Source organism: Streptomyces sp. NPDC029169 (assembly GCF_055563935.1).
The window spans coordinates 260,503-276,822 of sequence record NZ_JBVHXA010000005.1 but is presented as its reverse complement, the minus strand read 5'-3'; the positions used below and the strand labels follow the sequence as shown (position 1 = coordinate 276,822).

Here is a 16,320-nt window from a genome sequence, read left to right as displayed (position 1 = left end):
GCGGCCGGCTCAGCCCTTCAGGCCGTCGTCGTGCGTCGCCTCAGGCCGAGACGCCGCCGTCGATCACCAGGTCGGTGCCGACGACCGCGCCGGCGGCGTCCGAGGCGAGGTACAGCACCGCCGCCGCCACTTCGGAGGCCGCGGAGATCCGGCCGAGCGGCGACTCGTCCTTCATCCGGACCGCCCGCTCGGCCTCCGTCTCGCCCGGCCGCAGCGACATCGTGGACTCCGAGGCCCCCGGGCTGACCGCGTTGATCCGGACCCCCTCGGCGATGTGGTCGAGGGCGGCGGCGCGGGTCATCGCGGAGACCGCGGCCTTGGAGACCTGGTAGCCGAAGACCCCGGGGATGCGCACATGCGGCCCGAGGTTGGAGGAGATGTTGACGATGGCGCCGCCGCCGTTGGCCCTCATATGGGCTACCTCGGCCTGGAGGGAGTGCAGGACACCGGTGACGTTGGTGTCGAGCAGGGCCTGCCAGTCCTCCAGGGGGAAGTCGGCCGCGGACGCGCCGCCCCGGAAGATCCCGGCGTTGTTCACGGCGACGTCCAGCCCGCCGAAGGTCTCGACGGTCTCCCGGACCAGACGGCGGGTGTCCTCGGCGCGGGACACGTCAGCAGTGACGGCGGCCGCGGTGCCGCCGGCGGCCTCGATGAGGGAGACCGTCTCGGCGAGGGTGGCCGCGCTGCGGCCGGAGACGACGACCTTCGCGCCCTCGGCGGCGAAGGCGAGCGCGATGGCCCGCCCGAGGCCGGTGCCGGCGCCGGTGACGAGAACGGTCCTGTCGGTGAAGCGTGCGGACATGGGTGACGACTCCTTGGGCGAAGCGGGGGTGGGCGTTCTTGACCGTACGTTCCAATATGTGGGCCGGGAAAAGGGCGCCCGAAGGCGCCCGTCTCTCGGCAGGTCTCAGTCCAGCAGGGCCAGGGCCTGTTCCGCCGCGTCATGGACCCGGGACGGGTCGCTGGACGCCTTGCCGACAACGCGGAGGCCCTGCATCAGGACGAGGAGCATCCGGGCCAGCGCCTGCGGATCGCGGTCCTGCGGCAGCTCGCCCTGGGCGCGGGCCCGGACCAGCGAGGCGTGGAGCAGGGTCTCGATCTGCTCCCAGCTCAGCTCCACCTTCCGCGCCACCGCCCCGTCGTGCGGCCCCAGTTCGGCGGCCGAGTTGGTGACGAAACAGCCGGCCAGGCGGGTCCTTTCGGCCCCCGCCTCCGCGGCGAAGCGCCGGAGCAGAGCCCTGACGGGCGGGAGTGCCGGCCCCGGCGCGGACAGTTCCTCCAGCATGAGCAGGTCGCGCGAGCCCTGGTAGCGGTCCAGCGCCTTCAGATACAGATCGTGCTTGTTGCCGAAGGTCGCGTAGATGCTGGCGCGGCCGATCCCGAGGTGCTCGACGAGATCGGCCATCGTCGTCGCCTCGTAGCCGCGCGCCCAGAACAGCTCAAGGGCTGCCTGGAGCGCGGCGTCCGGGTCGAATTCCTTGGTCCTGGCCACGTGATCGACTCTACGAGTATCCGGAACGAGCGGTCAAGTAAGCCGGTCGCACCGGCACCCCGGTCGCACCGGCCACCCGGTCGCACCGGCCACCCGGTCACACCGTGCGCACCGGGAACACCGCCACCGACACCGCCTCGTCGTCCAGGCACTTCCCCGTCTCCAGGTCGAAGCGCTGCTTCAGGAGCGGCGAGGCCACGAACGGCCGCCCGCCCGCCGAGCCGAGCAGCCCCCGGGACAGCACCTGCGCCCCGGTGAACGGATCGCGGTTCTCGATCGCGTACGCCCGCCCCGCCCGGTCCAGGAACAGCGCCGCCTGGCGGCCGTCGGGGAGCAGCGCGGCCACGCCCCGGCCCGGCGTCAGCCGGGAGGTGTCGCAGACCGTCGTCCAGGCGTCGGCCTCGACGTCGTGGGAGAGTTCGAGGTTCATCGGGCTTCAGACCCCTTCCAGAGTTCCGATGGTGAGGACGGTCAGGTCCGGCTTGATCTGGTCGCGCTCCGGCACGAACCGCACCGACGGGTCCGGCGCGTCCGGCGCGTTCACGAACGACACGAAGCGGCGCAGCCGGTCCGGGTCGTCCAGGGTCGCGGCCCACTCGTCCTGGTAGTCCTCGACATGGGCCGCCATCAGCGACTCCAGCTCGTCGCAGAGCCCCAGCGAGTCGTGCACGACCACGTCCCGCAAATGGTCAAGGCCGCCCTCGAGCCGCTCCAGCCAGGTCGAGGTGCGCTCCAGGCGATCAGCTGTCCGGATATAGAACATCAGGAACCGGTCGATCAGCCGCACCAGTTCGGCGTCCGACAGATCCTGCGCCAGCAGGTCCGCGTGCCGCGGGGTCGCGCCGCCGTTGCCGCCCACGTACAGGTTCCAGCCGCTGGCCGTGGCGATGACGCCGAAGTCCTTCGACTGCGCCTCCGCGCACTCCCGCGCGCAGCCGGAGACCGCCGACTTGAGCTTGTGCGGGGAGCGCAGGCCCCGGTAGCGCAGTTCGAGCTGGATCGCCATCTTCACCGAGTCCTGCACGCCGTAGCGGCACCAGGTCTGCCCCACACAGGACTTCACCGTGCGCAGCGACTTGCCGTACGCGTGCCCCGACTCGAAGCCCGCGTCGACCAGCCGGGTCCAGATCGCCGGCAGCTGCTCCACCCGGGCGCCGAACATGTCGATCCGCTGACCGCCCGTGATCTTGGTGTAGAGCCCGAAGTCGCGGGCCACCTCGCCGATCACGATCAGCTTCTCCGGGGTGACCTCGCCGCCGGGGATGCGGGGCACGACCGAGTACGAGCCGTTGCGCTGCATGTTGGCGAGGAAGTGGTCGTTGGTGTCCTGAAGGGCGGCCTGCTCGCCGTCCAGGATGTAACCGCCCACTCCGATCGCCGGCGCGAGACTGGCCAGGATCGAGCCGACCGTCGGCTTGCAGACCTCGCAGCCCTCGCCGCCGCGCGCCTCCGGCCGGCCGTGCGAGTCAAGCAGCTCGGCGAAGGACGTCAGCCGCAGCGTGCGGGTGATCTCGTACAGCTCACTGCGGGTGTACGAGAAGCAGGCGCACAGCCCCTTGTCCTCCGGCTCCGGCAGCAACTGCCCGATGAGCTTGACGCAGCTGCCGCAGCCCGTCCCCGCCTTGGTGCACTTCTTCACCTCCGGCAGCGACGAGCACTGGGTGATCGCGTGCTTGGTGACGTTGTGGCAGGAGCAGATGACGGCGTCGTCCGGCAGCGCGGACGGGCCGAGCGCGACCGGCGCGCCCGCGCCCGCAGGAAGCACCAACTGCTCGGGAGAGACCGGCGGTACGGAGCCGGTGAGCGGGCGCAGCATGCCGTACGAGTCGGCGTCGCCGACCAGGACGCCGCCGAGCAGCACGCCCTCGCCGTCGACCACGAGCTTCTTGTAGACGCCGGAGCGCGAGTCGGAGTAGACGACGTCGAGGCAGCCCTCGGTCGTGCCGTGCGCGTCGCCGAACGAGGCCACGTCCACACCGAGGAGCTTCAGCTTGGTCGACATGTCGGCACCGGTGAACCCAGCGCCCGCCTCGTCGGCGATCGTCGCCGCCGCCGTCAGCGCCATCTCGTAGCCGGGCGCCACCAGGCCGTACACCCGGCCGTCGGCCGCGAGCGCGCACTCGCCGATCGCGTACACGGCCGGGTCGGACGTCCGGCACTGCTCGTCGACCGCGATACCGCCCCGCTCGCCGACCGTCAGACCGCAGTCGCGGGCCAGCTGGTCCCGGGGCCGTACGCCCGCCGAGAACACCACCATGTCCGTGGCCAGTTCGGAACCGTCCGACAGGAGCATCCCGGTGACCGCGCCGTCCGCGGTCACGACCTCCTGCGTACCGGTGCCGGTGTGGACGGTCAGCCCCATCCGCTCGATCGTGCGCAGCAGCGCCGCGCCGCCGCCCTCGTCGACCTGCACGGGCATCAGCCGGGGTGCGAACTCCACGACGTGCGTGTCGAGTCCGAGCCCCTTGAGCGCGCCGGCCGCCTCCAGGCCGAGCAGGCCGCCGCCGACGACCGCGCCGGTCGTCGCCGTCTTGGCGTACTCCTCGATCGCGAGCAGGTCCTCGATCGTCCGGTACACGAAACAGCCGCGCGCGTCCTTGCCGGGGACGGGCGGTACGAAGGGGTACGAGCCGGTGGCCAGGACCAGCGTGTCGTACGCGAAGACCTGCCCGGAGCGGGCGGTGACCGTACGGGCGTCGCGGTCGATCGTCTCCGCCGGGTCGCCGACGTACAGCTCGATGCCGTGCTTCGCCATGAAGCCGTCCTCGACCATCGACAGGTCGTCGGGGGTGCGGCCGCTGAAGTACGAGGTCAACTGGACGCGGTCGTAGGCGGGGCGCGGCTCCTCGCAGAGCACCACGACCCGTGCGCGCCCGGTGACGCCCCGGTCCGCGAGCGCCTCCAGGAACCGCTGGCCGACCATGCCGTGGCCGACCAGGACGATGGTGGGGGTGTGCATCTCAGGAGCCTCCGTCATGGGTGAGCAGATGAAGCAGGGGAGCGTCGGGCAGGGCTTCGTCGCCCTCCCACGCCCGGGCGAGCGTGCCGACCGCGGCGAGATCGCCGAGCAGCACACCGCCGACGAGCCGGTCGCCGCGGACGACGACCTTGCGGTAGGCGCGGCGGGTGGCGTCGGTCAGCTGCACGACGTCGTCGCCGGGGAGGGGTGTGGCCTCGCCGAACGAGGCGAGGTCGAGCGCCACGGGGCCGCCTAGCGTGAGGCGGGTGAGGGCGCGGGTGCCGGTGTAGCGGACCGAGGCACCGGGGGCGGACGCGCCCGCAAGGGCGCCGTCCGTTGTGCCCACCCGTTCCGCCCCGGCGGAACGATTGCCCACAACTTCCTGGGCGAGCAGCTCCGCCAGGACATCCGCCTGTTCCAGGGCCGGGCCCGCCAACCCGTACACCCGCCCCGCGTGCTCCGCGCAGTCGCCGATCGCGTGGATGTACGGGTCCGACGTCCGCAGCTCGTCGTCGACGACGATGCCCTTGTGGACGTCCAGACCGGCGTCCCGGGCGAGGCCGACCCGCGGCCTGACCCCGCACGCCAGGACCACGACCTGCGCGTCCAGCACGAAACCGTCGGCCAGCTCGACGGCCGTCACCGCGCCGTCCTCCTGGCGCAGACCGCTGACCCGGCACTCGGTGTGGACCTCCACGCCCAGCGACTCCACGTGCTCGCGGAGCAGTGCAGAGGCCTGGACGTCCAGCTGCCGTTCCATCAGCCGCTCGCCCTGCTGGGTCAGCACGACCTCGGCGCCGAGCGCGGCCAGTGCACGGGCCGCCGAGACGCCGAGCAGCCCGCCGCCGATGACGACCGCGCGGACGCCGGGCCGGACGAGGGCCCGCAGCTCCAGGCAGTCGTCGAGCGTCCGGAAGGGGTGCACACCCGAGGGCAGCCGCGAGCCGCGCAGTCCGCGCAGCGGCGGCAGCACCGGGTTCGAGCCGGTCGCGAGGACGAGCCGGTCGTAACCGACCGCCGTACCGTCCTCGCACTCCACGATCCGGGCGGCCCGGTCGATCCGCACCGCCCGCACCCCGCGCCGCACCGGCTCCTGGGGAGCGGGCAGCGCGATCACCTCTGGCTCGTACCGCCCGGCGAGGACGTCCGCGAGCAGCACCCTGTTGTACGGTGCGTGCGGCTCCTCGCCGAGGAGGGTGACGGGCAGGCGCTGGGCGAGCCGGACGCCCGCCGTTCCGCCTCCGACCACCACGATCCGTGTACTCATGTCTCGAAGAGTGCGGGGCGGGTGTTACCCGGCGGCATCCCGATTGTTTCTCCTGCGGAACGCTGATCTCCGCCTTGGGGGGATCGCGCTGTGAGGCACAACCTCAGACGTAGCTCAAGACTCCAGAGATCGATGGACGGCACACCCATCCCCTCCCTAGGCTCGCGCGCATGCCGCCTGACATCTCCCTGACCACCGTCCTCCTGCTCTGCGCCGCCGCTCTCGTGGCGGGCTGGATCGACGCCGTGGTCGGCGGAGGAGGGCTCCTGCTGCTGCCCGCGCTGCTGCTCGGGCTCCCGCAGGTCCCGGCGGCGCAGATCCTCGGCACCAACAAGGCCGTCGCGATCGTCGGCACGTCCGGGGCCGCCGTCACGTACGTACGTAAGGCGCCCGTGCAGGTGAGGACGGCCGTACGGATCGGGCTCGCGGCCCTCGCCGGGTCCATGGGCGGCGCCTTCTTCGCGGCCGGGATCAGCAGCGACGTGCTGCGCCCGGTGATCATGGTGGTGCTGCTCGGTGTCGCCGCGTTCGTGATGCTCCGGCCGTCCTTCGGGACCCAGGGGGAGGACAGGGCGCCCGTCGGCCGGGCGCGGGTCGTCACCGCGATCGTGCTCGTCGGCGGCGGGATCGGCTTCTACGACGGGCTCTTCGGGCCGGGGACCGGCACCTTCCTGGTCCTCGCGCTCACCGCCGTACTCCATCTGGACCTGGTGACCGCCTCCGCCACCGCTAAGATCGTCAACGTGTGCACCAACGCGGGCGCGCTCGCGATGTTCGCCTACCAGGGCAGCGTGCTGTGGCAGCTGGCCGCCGTCATGGCGGTCTTCAACCTGGCCGGCGGGATGGTCGGGGCGCGGATGGCGCTGAGCAAGGGCGCGGAGTTCGTGCGCGGGGTGCTGCTGTTCGTCGTCTTCTCGCTGGTCGCGAAGCTCGCCTTCGACCAGTGGTCCTAAGGAGTTACCGCACCCCGATGAGGTGGCCGAAGGCGACCACGTTGCCCTGGTAGCCGGACTTCTTGGAGAAGCCGCCGCCGCAGGTGATGACCCGGATCTCGGCCCGGTCGTCCGTCTCTCCGTATACCTTCTGGTCGGGGAAGGCCTTGTTCTCGTACACCTCGACGGCGTCGATCGTGAACACGGCGGTCCGGCCGTCCTGGCGGTCCACCTCGATCCTGTTCCCCTTCTTGAGCGCGCCGAGGGCGTAGAAGACGGCGGGGCCCCGCGCGTTGTCGACATGGCCGGCGACGATCGCGGTGCCCTCGGCGCCGGGCGGGGTGCCGTCCTCGTACCAGCCGGCCATGTTGCGGTCGCCCGCGGGCGGTACGTCGAGGGTGCCGTCCGGGCCGAGGCCGAGCCGCATCATGGGCGTGTCGACGTCGATCTCGGGGATGCGGAGCCGGACGGGCGCGGAGGGCGGCAGCGGGTCGGCAGCGGCGGTGGTGTGCGCGTTCGGGCCCGCGGCGAAGGCCTGCGCGGCGGACGGTATCGGCGGGGTGACGTTCTCCGAGCCGTTCTGGACGAGCCAGACGCCGACGCACACGGCGACGGCTATGCCCCACCCCTTGCTCTTGCTGCTCACGGTGCGTGCCTCCGGGGGAGATGTGGCCCTCTGAGGGTGTGGCCCTGCCCCCGCCGGGCCGTGTACGGGCGCGCGGCGGGGGCAGGACGTGCGGTACGACTCAGCCGTCCTGCGCGCCGCTCGCCCGGCGGCGCAGGAGCCAGGTACCGCCCACGGCAGCCACGGCCAGCACCGCCGCACCCGCCGCGATCTGGGCGGTGTCGGGGCCGACGCTGCCCCCGACACCGGTCCGGACATGCCCGCTCGGGCTCTTGTGCTTGACGACGAGCTCGCCGCGAGCGGTCTTTCCGTTGTCGCAGGCCACGCTGATCCAGTAGGTACCGGGCTTGGCGTGCTGCGGGACCGTGAACTGACCGACCACGACCTCCTTGTGCGTGCTCGGGTTCAGCTGGAAGTCGCCCGCGCCGAGGGACTTCGCGTCACCGATGCCGTGGCCGTGCGAGCCGCAGGCGAGGGTGTTGACGGTGACGGTGGTGCCCGGGGTCGCGGAGGACGGGTAGACCTCGAGGGCTTCGGAGTTCCCGGCGTGGGCGGCGTGGGCGGCGGGGGCGCCGAGGGCGCCGATCGCGGCGACCGTCAGCGCGGTACCGGTGAGCAGGCGGGCAGTGGTGCGCATGGGGTCCTCCGGGGCGCGCGAGCGGTCATGCCGGGGAGGCCTCCTGGGAGGGACTTCCCGGGACCGGCCTCTTAGACCGAGATAAGAGCCGCCCCGCGCCCCGCGCCTGCTGATGGAGGGTCAGAATTACGCCGTCCGGTGCGGTGTGTCGCCTTGCGTGACAGGTATTTACGCAGGTCAGACCGGGTTACGTAGTGTCAGCTGACGGCCCGTGTCGAACGGGTGAACCGCGGCGACCTCGCCGGCCGCCGCCTCCGCGTGGGGCCGCTCTACAGCTCCTCCCACCCCACCGACTCGTACGCCCCGTACACCCGCCCCATCAGCTCCTCGTCCACCTCGAACGTGACGTCGTCGATCCCGCCCACCGGGGAGATCCCCCGGGAGTTCGTCACGAATGCCGCCCGCATCCCCCGGAGGTCGGCCAGCGTGACCCGGCGCCGTACCGACCCCAGGCGCGGTTCCAGGAGCGCCATGGTGATGCCCGTGAGGCAGGGGGCCGAGGGCCAGATCACCGAAGTGCCGTTCCAGAAGGCGATGTTGGTGGTCGCGCCCTCCGCGATCTCGCCGCCCCAGGAGGTCAGGAGGGCGTCGTCGTACCCCAGGCGGCGGGCGGCCTCGCCGAAGTACGACTGGCCGAAGCCGCCCAGGTGCTTGATGTGGGGCGCGGGGCGCCAGTAGTCGACGGACTTCAGGCGCTGCGGGGTCGGGGGCGCCGTGGCCGGGCCTCGGAGGGTGACCGCGAGGCGGACGCCCTCGTACACGTACACCCGCGCCGTCGCGTCCCGCAGGTCCGCCGCCTTCAGGGCGCCGGTCAGGAGCCGGCGGACGTGCTCGCCGTCGACGCCCTGGCCGAAGAGCTCGCGGGTCGAGCGGTCGAGGCGGTCGACGTGCAGGCCGAAGCCGCGCACCCGCCCGTTCCGTACCTGCATCGCGGTGAAGTGGCCGAAGCCGCTCATCAGGGTGGCGAGGAGCGCGGGATCGGTCGCCGGTACGCCGTCGATCTCGATGTAAGGGGGAGGCGTCGTCATGCCCTCACCGTATGCGGCGAGCGGCGACGCACGCGGAAAAACTCCGCTTGACCTCAACCAAACTTGAGGTACCAGGATCCTCGGCATGGACATCACGAACTCCGCATCCCTCAAGCTCGCTCTCATCGTCGCCAGCAACCGCGAAGGCCGGTTCGCCCCCGTCCTCGCCGACTGGTTCCGCGCCCGTCTCGACGAACGCACGGACTTCACCGTCGACGTCGTCGACCTCGCCGACGTCGACCTGCCCACGGCCCTCTCCCACCACCCCGACGCCACCGTCCGCGCCGAACTCGCCAAGGTCTCCCCGGTCCTCGCCGCCGCCGACGCCTTCGTCGTCCTCACCCCCGAGTACAACCACTCCTTCCCCGCCGCCCTCAAGTCCCTCATCGACTGGCACTTCACCGAGTGGCAGGCCAAGCCCGTCGGCTTCGTCTCGTACGGCGGGATGTCCGGCGGCCTGCGCGCCGTGGAGCAACTGCGCCAGGTCTTCGCCGAGATGCACGCCGTGACCGTCCGCGACACGGTCTCCTTCCACAACGCGCACGGGCACTTCGACGAGAACGGGCGCCACAAGGACCCCACCGGTCCCGACGCCGCCGCCAAGTCGATGCTCGACCAGCTCGCCTGGTGGGCGCAGTCCCTGCGCGACGCCAAGTCCGTCCGCCCGTACGGCGCCTGAGAGGCCGACATGCTGCTCCGACTCGTCGGCGGCCGGCTCCGGCCCTACCGCCGCACCCTGGCCCTCGTCGTCCTCCTCCAGCTCGTCCAGTCCCTCGCCTCCCTCGCCCTGCCCACCCTCAACGCCGACGTCATCGACAACGGCGTGCTGCGCGGCGACACCGCCCATGTCCTCACCGGCGGCGGCCTGATGGCCGCCGTCACCCTCCTCCAGGCCGCCGCCGCGGCGGCCGCCGTCTACTTCGGCGCCAAGATCGCCATGGGGGTCGCCCGCGACCTGCGCGCCGCCGCCTTCCGCCGCGTCCAGGACTTCTCCGCCCGGGAGATGAGCCGCTTCGGCACCGCCTCCCTCATCACCCGCACCACCAACGACGTCCAGCAGGTCCAGACGTTCGCCGTCCTCGTCCTGACGATGCTCGTGGCGGCGCCCCTGATGTGCGTCGGCGGGGTCGTCATGGCGCTCGACCAGGACGTCCCGCTCGCGCTGCTGCTCCTGCTCTTCGTCCCGCTCATGGCCGGGGCCGTCGGCACCGTCGTCCTGCGGATGCGGCCGCTCTTCCGCGGCATGCAGGAGCGGGTCGACGGGGTCAACCGGGTGATGCGCGAGCAGATCACCGGCGTCCGGGTCGTCCGCGCCTTCGTCCGGGACCGCCACGAGCAGCACCGGTTCGCCGCCGCCAACGACGAACTGCGCGAGGTCGGACTGCGGGTCGGCGGGCTCCAGTCGATGATGTTCCCGATCGTGCTGATCGTCTGGGAGCTCGCGACCGTCGCCATCATCTGGGTGGGCGCCGACCGGATCGAGTCCGGGGCGCTGCAGGCCGGTTCGCTGATCGCGTTCCTCGGCTATCTGCTCCAGATCATGATGTCGGTGATGATGGTCCTCTTCCTGATGATGCACATGCCCCGCGCCGAGGTCAGCGCCGAACGCATCCAGGAGATCCTCGCCACCGAACCGTCCGTCACCGCCCCGGTCGCCCCCGTCCGCGAGCTGCGTGGCCCGGGACAACTCGACATCCAGGGCGCCGACTTCAGCTACCCCGGCGCCGAGGAACCCGTCCTCCGCTCCGTGAGCCTCAGCGCCCGCCCCGGCCGCACCACCGCCGTCATCGGCTCCACCGGCAGCGGCAAGACCACCCTCCTCGGCCTCGTCCCGCGCCTCTTCGACGCGACCGGCGGCGAGGTCAGGGTCGGCGGGGTCGATGTCCGCGCCATGGACCGCGCGCTGCTCGCCCGTACCGTCGGACTCGTCCCGCAGAAGCCGTACCTCTTCTCCGGCACTGTCGCGAGCAATCTGCGGTACGGGAGGCCCGAGGCGACCGACGACGAGCTGTGGCACGCTCTGGAGGTCGCCCAGGCCGCCGACTTCGTACGCGAGCTTCCCGAGGGGCTCGACGCGCCGGTCGCACAGGGCGGCACCAACCTCTCCGGCGGACAGCGCCAGCGGCTCGCCATCGCCCGGGTCCTCGTCGCCCGCCCCCAGGTGTACCTCTTCGACGACTCCTTCTCCGCCCTGGACTACCGCACCGACGCGCTGTTGCGGGAGGCGTTGAAGGCCGAGACCGCCGACGCGACCGTCGTCATCGTCGCCCAGCGCGTCTCCACCATCCGCGACGCCGACCGGATCGTCGTCCTCGACCAGGGCCGGGCCGTCGGCAGCGGCACCCACGAGGAACTCATGCGGGACAACGCCACCTACCGGGAGATCGTCCTCTCCCAGCTCACCGAGGAGGAAGCAGCGTGAGTGCCCCTCAGCGCCGGGGACCCGCCGTGCAGCAGCGCGGTCCCGGCATCGCCACCCCGTCCCTCGAACGCTCCCTGAACTTCCGCTCCTCCGGCCTGCGCCTGCTGCGCACCATGGCCCCCGAACGCCCCCTGCTCCTCGGTGTGCTCGCCGCCGCCGCGGCCGGTGTCTCCCTCGCCGTCCTCAGCCCGCTGATCCTCGGCCACGGCACCGACCTCGTCGTGAGGGGCGCCGCGAGCCCGGCCGGCGTCGACTTCCGCGCGGTCGGCGGGGCGCTGGCCGCCGCCTTCGCCGTCGTCGCCGGCTCCGCCGGGCTCAACTGGCTCCAGCAGCGGCTCGCCACGACCGTCGTCCAGCGCGCCGGGCACCGGCTGCGCGCCGAGGCCCAGAGCAAGCTGGCCCGGCTGCCGCTCTCGTACGTCGACCGGCAGCCGCGCGGCGAGGTGCTCAGCCGCACCACCAACGACATCGACAACATCACCCAGACCCTCCAGCAGGCCTTCAGCCAGATGGTCCGGGCGCTGCTCACGATCGTCGGCGTGCTGGTGATGATGTGCTGGATCTCGCCGCTGCTCGCCCTCGTGGCCCTCGCGACCGTCCCCGTCTCGCTGCTGGTCGCGGCCCGGATCGGCAAGCGCGCCCAGCCGCAGTTCGTGCGGCAGTGGGCCGTCACCGGCCGCCTCAACAGCCATGTCGAGGAGATGATCACCGGACACGCGGAGGTCGTCGCCTTCGGGCGGCGCGACGCGGCCGTGGCGCGCTTCGACGAGCTCGGGGAGGAGCTGTACGGGGCGAGCTTCCGGGCCCAGTTCATCTCCGGCTTCATCCAGCCGGCGCTCACCTTCGTCGGCAACCTCAACTACGTCCTGATCGCGGTCGTCGGCGGACTGCGGGTGGCGAGCGGAACGCTGAGCGTCGGCGACGTGCAGGCGTTCATCCAGTACTCGTACGAGTTCAGCGGCCCGATCAACCAGGTCGCGGCGATGGCCAATCTGCTCCAGTCCGGAGTCGCCTCCGCCGAGCGGGTCTTCGACCTCCTCGACGCGGAGGAGGAGTCCCCGGCGCCCGCCGGCTCGCGGCGCCCGGAGACGGTCACCGGGCGGGTCTCCTTCGAGAAGGTGGCGTTCCGCTACGAGCCGGGGAAGCCGCTCGTCGAGGATCTGTCCCTGACGGTGGAGCCGGGGCAGACGGTCGCGATCGTCGGGCCGACGGGCGCCGGCAAGACGACGCTGGTCAATCTGCTGATGCGGTTCTACGAGGTGACGGGCGGCCGGATCCTGCTCGACGGGGTGGACGTGGCGGGCATGTCGCGCGAGGACCTGCGGTCGGGGATCGGCATGGTGCTCCAGGACACCTGGCTGTTCGGCGGCACGATCGCCGAGAACATCGCGTACGGGGTGCCGGGCGAGGTCTCGCGCGAACGAGTCGTCGAGGCCGCCATGGCCGCGCACGCCGACCGGTTCATCCGCACCCTGCCCGACGGCTACGACACGGTCCTCGACGAGGACGGCGCCGGGCTCAGCGCGGGCGAGAAACAGCTGATCACGATCGCCCGGGCGTTCCTGTCCGAGCCGGTGATCCTGGTCCTGGACGAGGCGACCAGCTCGGTCGACACCCGTACCGAGGTCCTCATCCAGCGGGCCATGTCCTCGCTCAGGAAGGGCCGTACGTCGTTCGTGATCGCCCACCGGCTCTCCACCATCAGGGACGCGGACGTGATCCTGGTGATGGAGAACGGCTCGATCGTGGAGCAGGGCTCGCACGAGGAGCTCCTTGCCTCGGGCGGGGCGTACGCGCGGCTGCACGCGGCCCAGTTCGCGGCGGCGGCCTGACGGTACGGTGACGGCGTGACGCTCGCACTCACCGTACTGACCACCACCGACAGCGCCGCCAAGGCACAGGAGCTCGCGCGCGGGGCGGTCGAGGCCCGCCTCGCCGCCTGCGCGCAGGTCTCCGGGCCGATCACCTCCGTCTACCGCTGGCGGAAGGCGATCGAGACGGAGGAGGAGTGGCAGGTCGTCTTCAAGACGACCGACGCGCGCTACGAGGACCTGGAGGCGCACCTCCTCGCCGCGCACGACTACGACACGCCGGAGATCATCGCCACTCCGGCGGTCCGGGTCTCGGCCGCGTATCTGGCGTGGCTCGAGACCGAGACGACCACCGCATGACCGAGCTGCCGTTCTTCGTCTACGGCACGCTCCGGCCGGGTGAGCACAACCACGACCGCTTCCTCCTGGGCCGCACGGCACGGGAGGAACCGGCGCGTCTGGCGGGCGCGCTGCTGTACGACGGCCCCGGCTATCCGTACGCCGTACCGGGCGAGGGCCAGATCGCGGGCGACCTGGTGACCGCCGCGCCCGGCGCGTACGCCGAACTCCTCGCCGTACTGGACCTGGTGGAGCTGCCCGCCGGGTACGAGCGGGCCGAGCGCGAGGTGGTACGGGTCCGGGACGGGGCGGCCGTCCGGGCCTGGGTCTACTTCGCCGCGCCCGGCACCCCGTACGGGCCGCTCATCAGGGGCGGGGACTGGCGGGCTCGACCCGGACCGCGCACGTCTTGAACTCGGGCATGCGGGAGATGGGGTCGAGCGCCGGGTTGGTGAGGGTGTTGGCCCGGCCCTCGCCGGGCCAGTGGAACGGCATGAAGACCGTGTCCGGGCGGATGGCCGTGGTGATTCGCGCGGGCGCGACGGCCCGCCCGCGCCGCGACACGACGGCGACCCGCTCGCCCTCGCCCACCCCGATCCGCTCGGCGAGCCGCGGATGCAGCTCCACGAACGCCCCGGGCGCGGCGGCGTTCAGCCCCTCGACGCGCCGCGTCTGCGCACCGGACTGGTACTGCGCGACGACCCGCCCGGTCGTCAGCACGACCGGATACTCGTCATCGGTCTCCTCAGCCGCCGGCCGATGCACCACGGCCACGAACCGCGCCCGCCCATCGGCGGTAGCGAACCGCTCGAGGAAGAGCCGGGGGGTCCCGGGGTGGGGGCGTGAGGTCGGGGCGCCCGGCGCGGTGTCGCGGAGCCGGTCCGACGGGTCGGACTCGGCGCCCGGCTCGGCGCCCGGCGCGTCATCGCGGGCCTCCGCCCTGGCCCCGGCCGGCCCGCCCGTCTGCTGAGCCGCGCCGCCCGCGTGCGTGGCAGCGGCTTCAGCCGCGCCTCGTGCTCGTGCGGCGCTTGCCCCCGCTGCTGCGGCGGCCGCGTCGCTCGGCGCGGTGTCGCGGGGCTTCGCCCCAGCTCCCGCCTGGGGTTCCGGTGCGGCTCCGGCCTCGGCCGACCCAGATGCCGACGCCTCCTCCGGGCAGGGCCAGAAGACGCCGTTCTCCTCGCGGATGCGGCGGTAGCTGATGCCCGAGTAGTCCGCCGGGCCGCCCGCCGACGCGCGGCGGAGTTCGTCGAAGACCTCCTCCGGGTCCGTGGGGAAGCCCTTCTCCCAGCCGAGGAGGGCCGCGAGGCCGTTCAGGACCTCCAGGTCGGTGCGGACACCGTCCGGCGGGGTGATCGCGCGCTCCCGGAGCAGCACGCGGCCCTCCAGGTTCGTCGTGGTCCCCGTCTCCTCCGCCCACTGGGTGACCGGAAGCACCACGTCCGCCAGCTCCGCCGTCTCCGACAGGACCACGTCCGCGACGGCCAGGAAGTCCAGCGAGCGCAGCCGCCCCTCTATGTGCGCGGCGCGCGGCGCCGAGACGACGGGATTGGAGCCCATGAGGAGCAGGGACTTCACGTCGCCGCCCAGCGCGTCCAGGAGCTCGTACGCGCTGCGGCCCGGACCCGGCAGCGAGTCGGGGTCCACGCCCCACACCCGCGCCACGTGCTCCCGCGCCGCCGGGTCGTCCAGCTTCCGGTAGCCGGGCAACTGGTCCGCCTTCTGGCCGTGCTCACGGCCGCCCTGCCCGTTGCCCTGCCCGGTGAGACAGCCATAGCCGGAGAGCGGCCGGCCCGCTTTCCCCGTCGCGAGGCACAGGTTGATCCACGCGCCGACCGTGTCCGTGCCCTTCGACTGCTGCTCCGGGCCGCGCGCGGTCAGCACCATCCCGCTCTCCGCGTCGCAGAACATCCGCATGGCGTCGCGGAGTTGCGGCACCGGCACGCCGGTGATCCGCTCGACCAGCTCCGGCCAGTGCGCCATCACCCCGGCACGGGCCGCCTCCCAGCCGGAGGTGCGGGTCGCGATGAACTCCTCGTCCACCCGCCCCTCGGCGACCACGAGGTGGAGCAGCCCCAGGGCCAGCGCGAGGTCCGTGCCGGGGCGGGGCGCGAGGTGGAGGTCGGCCTGTTCGGCGGTGCGGGTGCGGCGCGGGTCGACGACGATCAGCTTCCCGCCGTTCGCCCGCAGTTCGGTGAAGTAGCGCAGCGCGGGCGGCATCGTCTCGGCCGGGTTGGAGCCGACGAGGATCACGCAGCCGGTGCGCGGTATGTCCTCCAGCGGGAACGGCAGCCCCCGGTCGAGCCCGAACGCCCGCTGGTGCGCGGCCGCCGCGGACGACATGCAGAAGCGCCCGTTGTAGTCGATCTGAGAGGTGCCGAGCACGACCCGGGCGAACTTGCCCAGCGTGTACGCCTTCTCGTTGGTGAGGCCGCCGCCGCCGAAGACCCCCACGGCATCGGGTCCGTGGTCGGCGCGGGTCCGGCGCAGCCCGTCGGCGACGGCGGCGAGTGCCTCCTCCCAGGTGGCCGACTTCAGGGCGCCTGTGTCAGGGCAACGGACCAGGGGCCCGGTCAGCCTGACCCGGGAGGAGAGTACGGCCGGGGCGGTACGGCCCTTGCCGCACAGCGCGCCCCGGTTGACGGGGAAGTCCGGGCGCGTGACCACCTCCACAGAGCCGTCCGCCGGGCGCAGCGACATGCCGCACTGGAGAGCGCAGTAGGGACAGTGCGTGGGGGTGGTGACAGCCTCGGACATGCGGAGACCTTACGACAGGCGTGTTACGGGAAGGGGTGCACCGGATTACAGACC

At 72.4% G+C, this 16,320-nt stretch carries 15 protein-coding genes; 6 read left to right on the top strand and 9 right to left on the bottom strand.

Annotated elements, in window-relative coordinates; all coding sequences use genetic code 11:
* Positions 1-40 precede the first annotated feature (40 nt).
* The 5 genes from ACZ4VI_RS12600 to ACZ4VI_RS12580 form a co-directional block, all read right to left on the bottom strand.
* On the bottom strand, positions 41-802 hold the full coding sequence (locus ACZ4VI_RS12600) for an SDR family NAD(P)-dependent oxidoreductase (RefSeq protein ID WP_467999171.1): 762 nt from the start codon (positions 800-802) through the stop codon (positions 41-43).
* A 105-nt stretch (positions 803-907) separates the two neighbouring features.
* Positions 908-1,492, bottom strand: a complete 585-nt coding sequence (locus ACZ4VI_RS12595; protein ID WP_467999170.1) for a TetR/AcrR family transcriptional regulator — start codon at positions 1,490-1,492, stop codon at positions 908-910.
* A 97-nt stretch (positions 1,493-1,589) separates the two neighbouring features.
* Positions 1,590-1,922, bottom strand: coding sequence for a nitrite reductase small subunit NirD (gene nirD, locus ACZ4VI_RS12590; RefSeq protein WP_467999169.1), 333 nt, complete (start codon positions 1,920-1,922; stop codon positions 1,590-1,592).
* Between the two features lie 6 nt (positions 1,923-1,928).
* Positions 1,929-4,451, bottom strand: a complete 2,523-nt coding sequence (gene nirB / locus ACZ4VI_RS12585) for a nitrite reductase large subunit NirB (protein WP_467999168.1) — start codon at positions 4,449-4,451, stop codon at positions 1,929-1,931.
* Position 4,452: 1 nt separating this feature from the next.
* A complete protein-coding gene (locus ACZ4VI_RS12580; RefSeq protein WP_467999167.1) occupies positions 4,453-5,718 on the bottom strand; it encodes an NAD(P)/FAD-dependent oxidoreductase in 1,266 nt (421 codons plus the stop codon).
* A 170-nt stretch (positions 5,719-5,888) separates the two neighbouring features.
* On the opposite strand from ACZ4VI_RS12580, the gene ACZ4VI_RS12575 reads away from it, so the two are divergent.
* Entirely contained in the window at positions 5,889-6,671 is a 783-nt protein-coding gene (locus ACZ4VI_RS12575) for a sulfite exporter TauE/SafE family protein (RefSeq protein ID WP_467999166.1), read from the top strand.
* A 4-nt stretch (positions 6,672-6,675) separates the two neighbouring features.
* On the opposite strand, the gene ACZ4VI_RS12570 is transcribed toward ACZ4VI_RS12575, so the two are convergent.
* The 3 genes from ACZ4VI_RS12570 to ACZ4VI_RS12560 form a co-directional block, all read right to left on the bottom strand.
* Positions 6,676-7,296, bottom strand: coding sequence for a class F sortase (locus tag ACZ4VI_RS12570; protein WP_467999165.1), 621 nt, complete (start codon positions 7,294-7,296; stop codon positions 6,676-6,678).
* A 100-nt stretch (positions 7,297-7,396) separates the two neighbouring features.
* Positions 7,397-7,912, bottom strand: coding sequence for a hypothetical protein (locus tag ACZ4VI_RS12565; protein WP_467999164.1), 516 nt, complete (start codon positions 7,910-7,912; stop codon positions 7,397-7,399).
* 269 nt (positions 7,913-8,181) lie between these two features.
* On the bottom strand, positions 8,182-8,940 hold the full coding sequence (locus ACZ4VI_RS12560; RefSeq protein ID WP_467999163.1) for an aminotransferase class IV: 759 nt from the start codon (positions 8,938-8,940) through the stop codon (positions 8,182-8,184).
* Between the two features lie 85 nt (positions 8,941-9,025).
* Here ACZ4VI_RS12560 and ACZ4VI_RS12555 point away from each other — a divergent pair, with 85 nt between their 5' ends.
* Genes ACZ4VI_RS12555 through ACZ4VI_RS12535 form a run of 5 tightly spaced genes read left to right on the top strand, consistent with a single transcriptional unit; the run spans position 9,026 to position 13,925 of the window.
* Positions 9,026-9,619: an NADPH-dependent FMN reductase gene (locus tag ACZ4VI_RS12555; RefSeq protein ID WP_467999162.1), complete on the top strand. Its 594-nt coding sequence runs from the start codon at positions 9,026-9,028 to the stop codon at positions 9,617-9,619.
* A gap of 9 nt (positions 9,620-9,628) precedes the next feature.
* Positions 9,629-11,362 (top strand): ABC transporter ATP-binding protein, encoded by a 1,734-nt coding sequence (locus ACZ4VI_RS12550; RefSeq protein WP_467999161.1) that lies wholly within the window; start codon positions 9,629-9,631, stop codon positions 11,360-11,362.
* Entirely contained in the window at positions 11,359-13,194 is a 1,836-nt protein-coding gene (locus tag ACZ4VI_RS12545) for an ABC transporter ATP-binding protein (RefSeq protein ID WP_467999160.1), read from the top strand. The genes ACZ4VI_RS12550 and ACZ4VI_RS12545 overlap by 4 nt, the downstream gene beginning before the upstream one ends.
* A gap of 15 nt (positions 13,195-13,209) precedes the next feature.
* Positions 13,210-13,533 carry a divalent-cation tolerance protein CutA gene (cutA, locus tag ACZ4VI_RS12540; protein ID WP_467999159.1) on the top strand — a complete coding sequence of 108 codons (324 nt, stop codon included), beginning with the start codon at positions 13,210-13,212 and terminating at the stop codon, positions 13,531-13,533.
* Entirely contained in the window at positions 13,530-13,925 is a 396-nt protein-coding gene (locus tag ACZ4VI_RS12535; RefSeq protein ID WP_467999158.1) for a gamma-glutamylcyclotransferase family protein, read from the top strand. Before cutA ends, ACZ4VI_RS12535 begins: the two co-directional genes overlap by 4 nt.
* Here ACZ4VI_RS12535 and ACZ4VI_RS12530 read toward each other — a convergent pair.
* Positions 13,879-16,266 carry a molybdopterin oxidoreductase family protein gene (locus ACZ4VI_RS12530; protein ID WP_467999157.1) on the bottom strand — a complete coding sequence of 796 codons (2,388 nt, stop codon included), beginning with the start codon at positions 16,264-16,266 and terminating at the stop codon, positions 13,879-13,881. The genes ACZ4VI_RS12535 and ACZ4VI_RS12530 overlap by 47 nt on opposite strands.
* Positions 16,267-16,320: the final 54 nt, after the last annotated feature.

Coding starts and splice junctions, on each gene's coding strand:
- ACZ4VI_RS12600 (WP_467999171.1), bottom strand. CDS start 802: ATGTCCGCACGCTTCACCGACAGGACCGTTCTCGTCACCGGCGCCGGC.
- nirD (WP_467999169.1), bottom strand. CDS start 1,922: ATGAACCTCGAACTCTCCCACGACGTCGAGGCCGACGCCTGGACGACG.
- nirB (WP_467999168.1), bottom strand. CDS start 4,451: ATGCACACCCCCACCATCGTCCTGGTCGGCCACGGCATGGTCGGCCAG.
- ACZ4VI_RS12580 (WP_467999167.1), bottom strand. CDS start 5,718: ATGAGTACACGGATCGTGGTGGTCGGAGGCGGAACGGCGGGCGTCCGG.
- ACZ4VI_RS12575 (WP_467999166.1), top strand. CDS start 5,889: ATGCCGCCTGACATCTCCCTGACCACCGTCCTCCTGCTCTGCGCCGCC.
- ACZ4VI_RS12565 (WP_467999164.1), bottom strand. CDS start 7,912: ATGCGCACCACTGCCCGCCTGCTCACCGGTACCGCGCTGACGGTCGCC.
- ACZ4VI_RS12560 (WP_467999163.1), bottom strand. CDS start 8,940: ATGACGACGCCTCCCCCTTACATCGAGATCGACGGCGTACCGGCGACC.
- ACZ4VI_RS12555 (WP_467999162.1), top strand. CDS start 9,026: ATGGACATCACGAACTCCGCATCCCTCAAGCTCGCTCTCATCGTCGCC.
- ACZ4VI_RS12550 (WP_467999161.1), top strand. CDS start 9,629: ATGCTGCTCCGACTCGTCGGCGGCCGGCTCCGGCCCTACCGCCGCACC.
- ACZ4VI_RS12535 (WP_467999158.1), top strand. CDS start 13,530: ATGACCGAGCTGCCGTTCTTCGTCTACGGCACGCTCCGGCCGGGTGAG.
- ACZ4VI_RS12530 (WP_467999157.1), bottom strand. CDS start 16,266: ATGTCCGAGGCTGTCACCACCCCCACGCACTGTCCCTACTGCGCTCTC.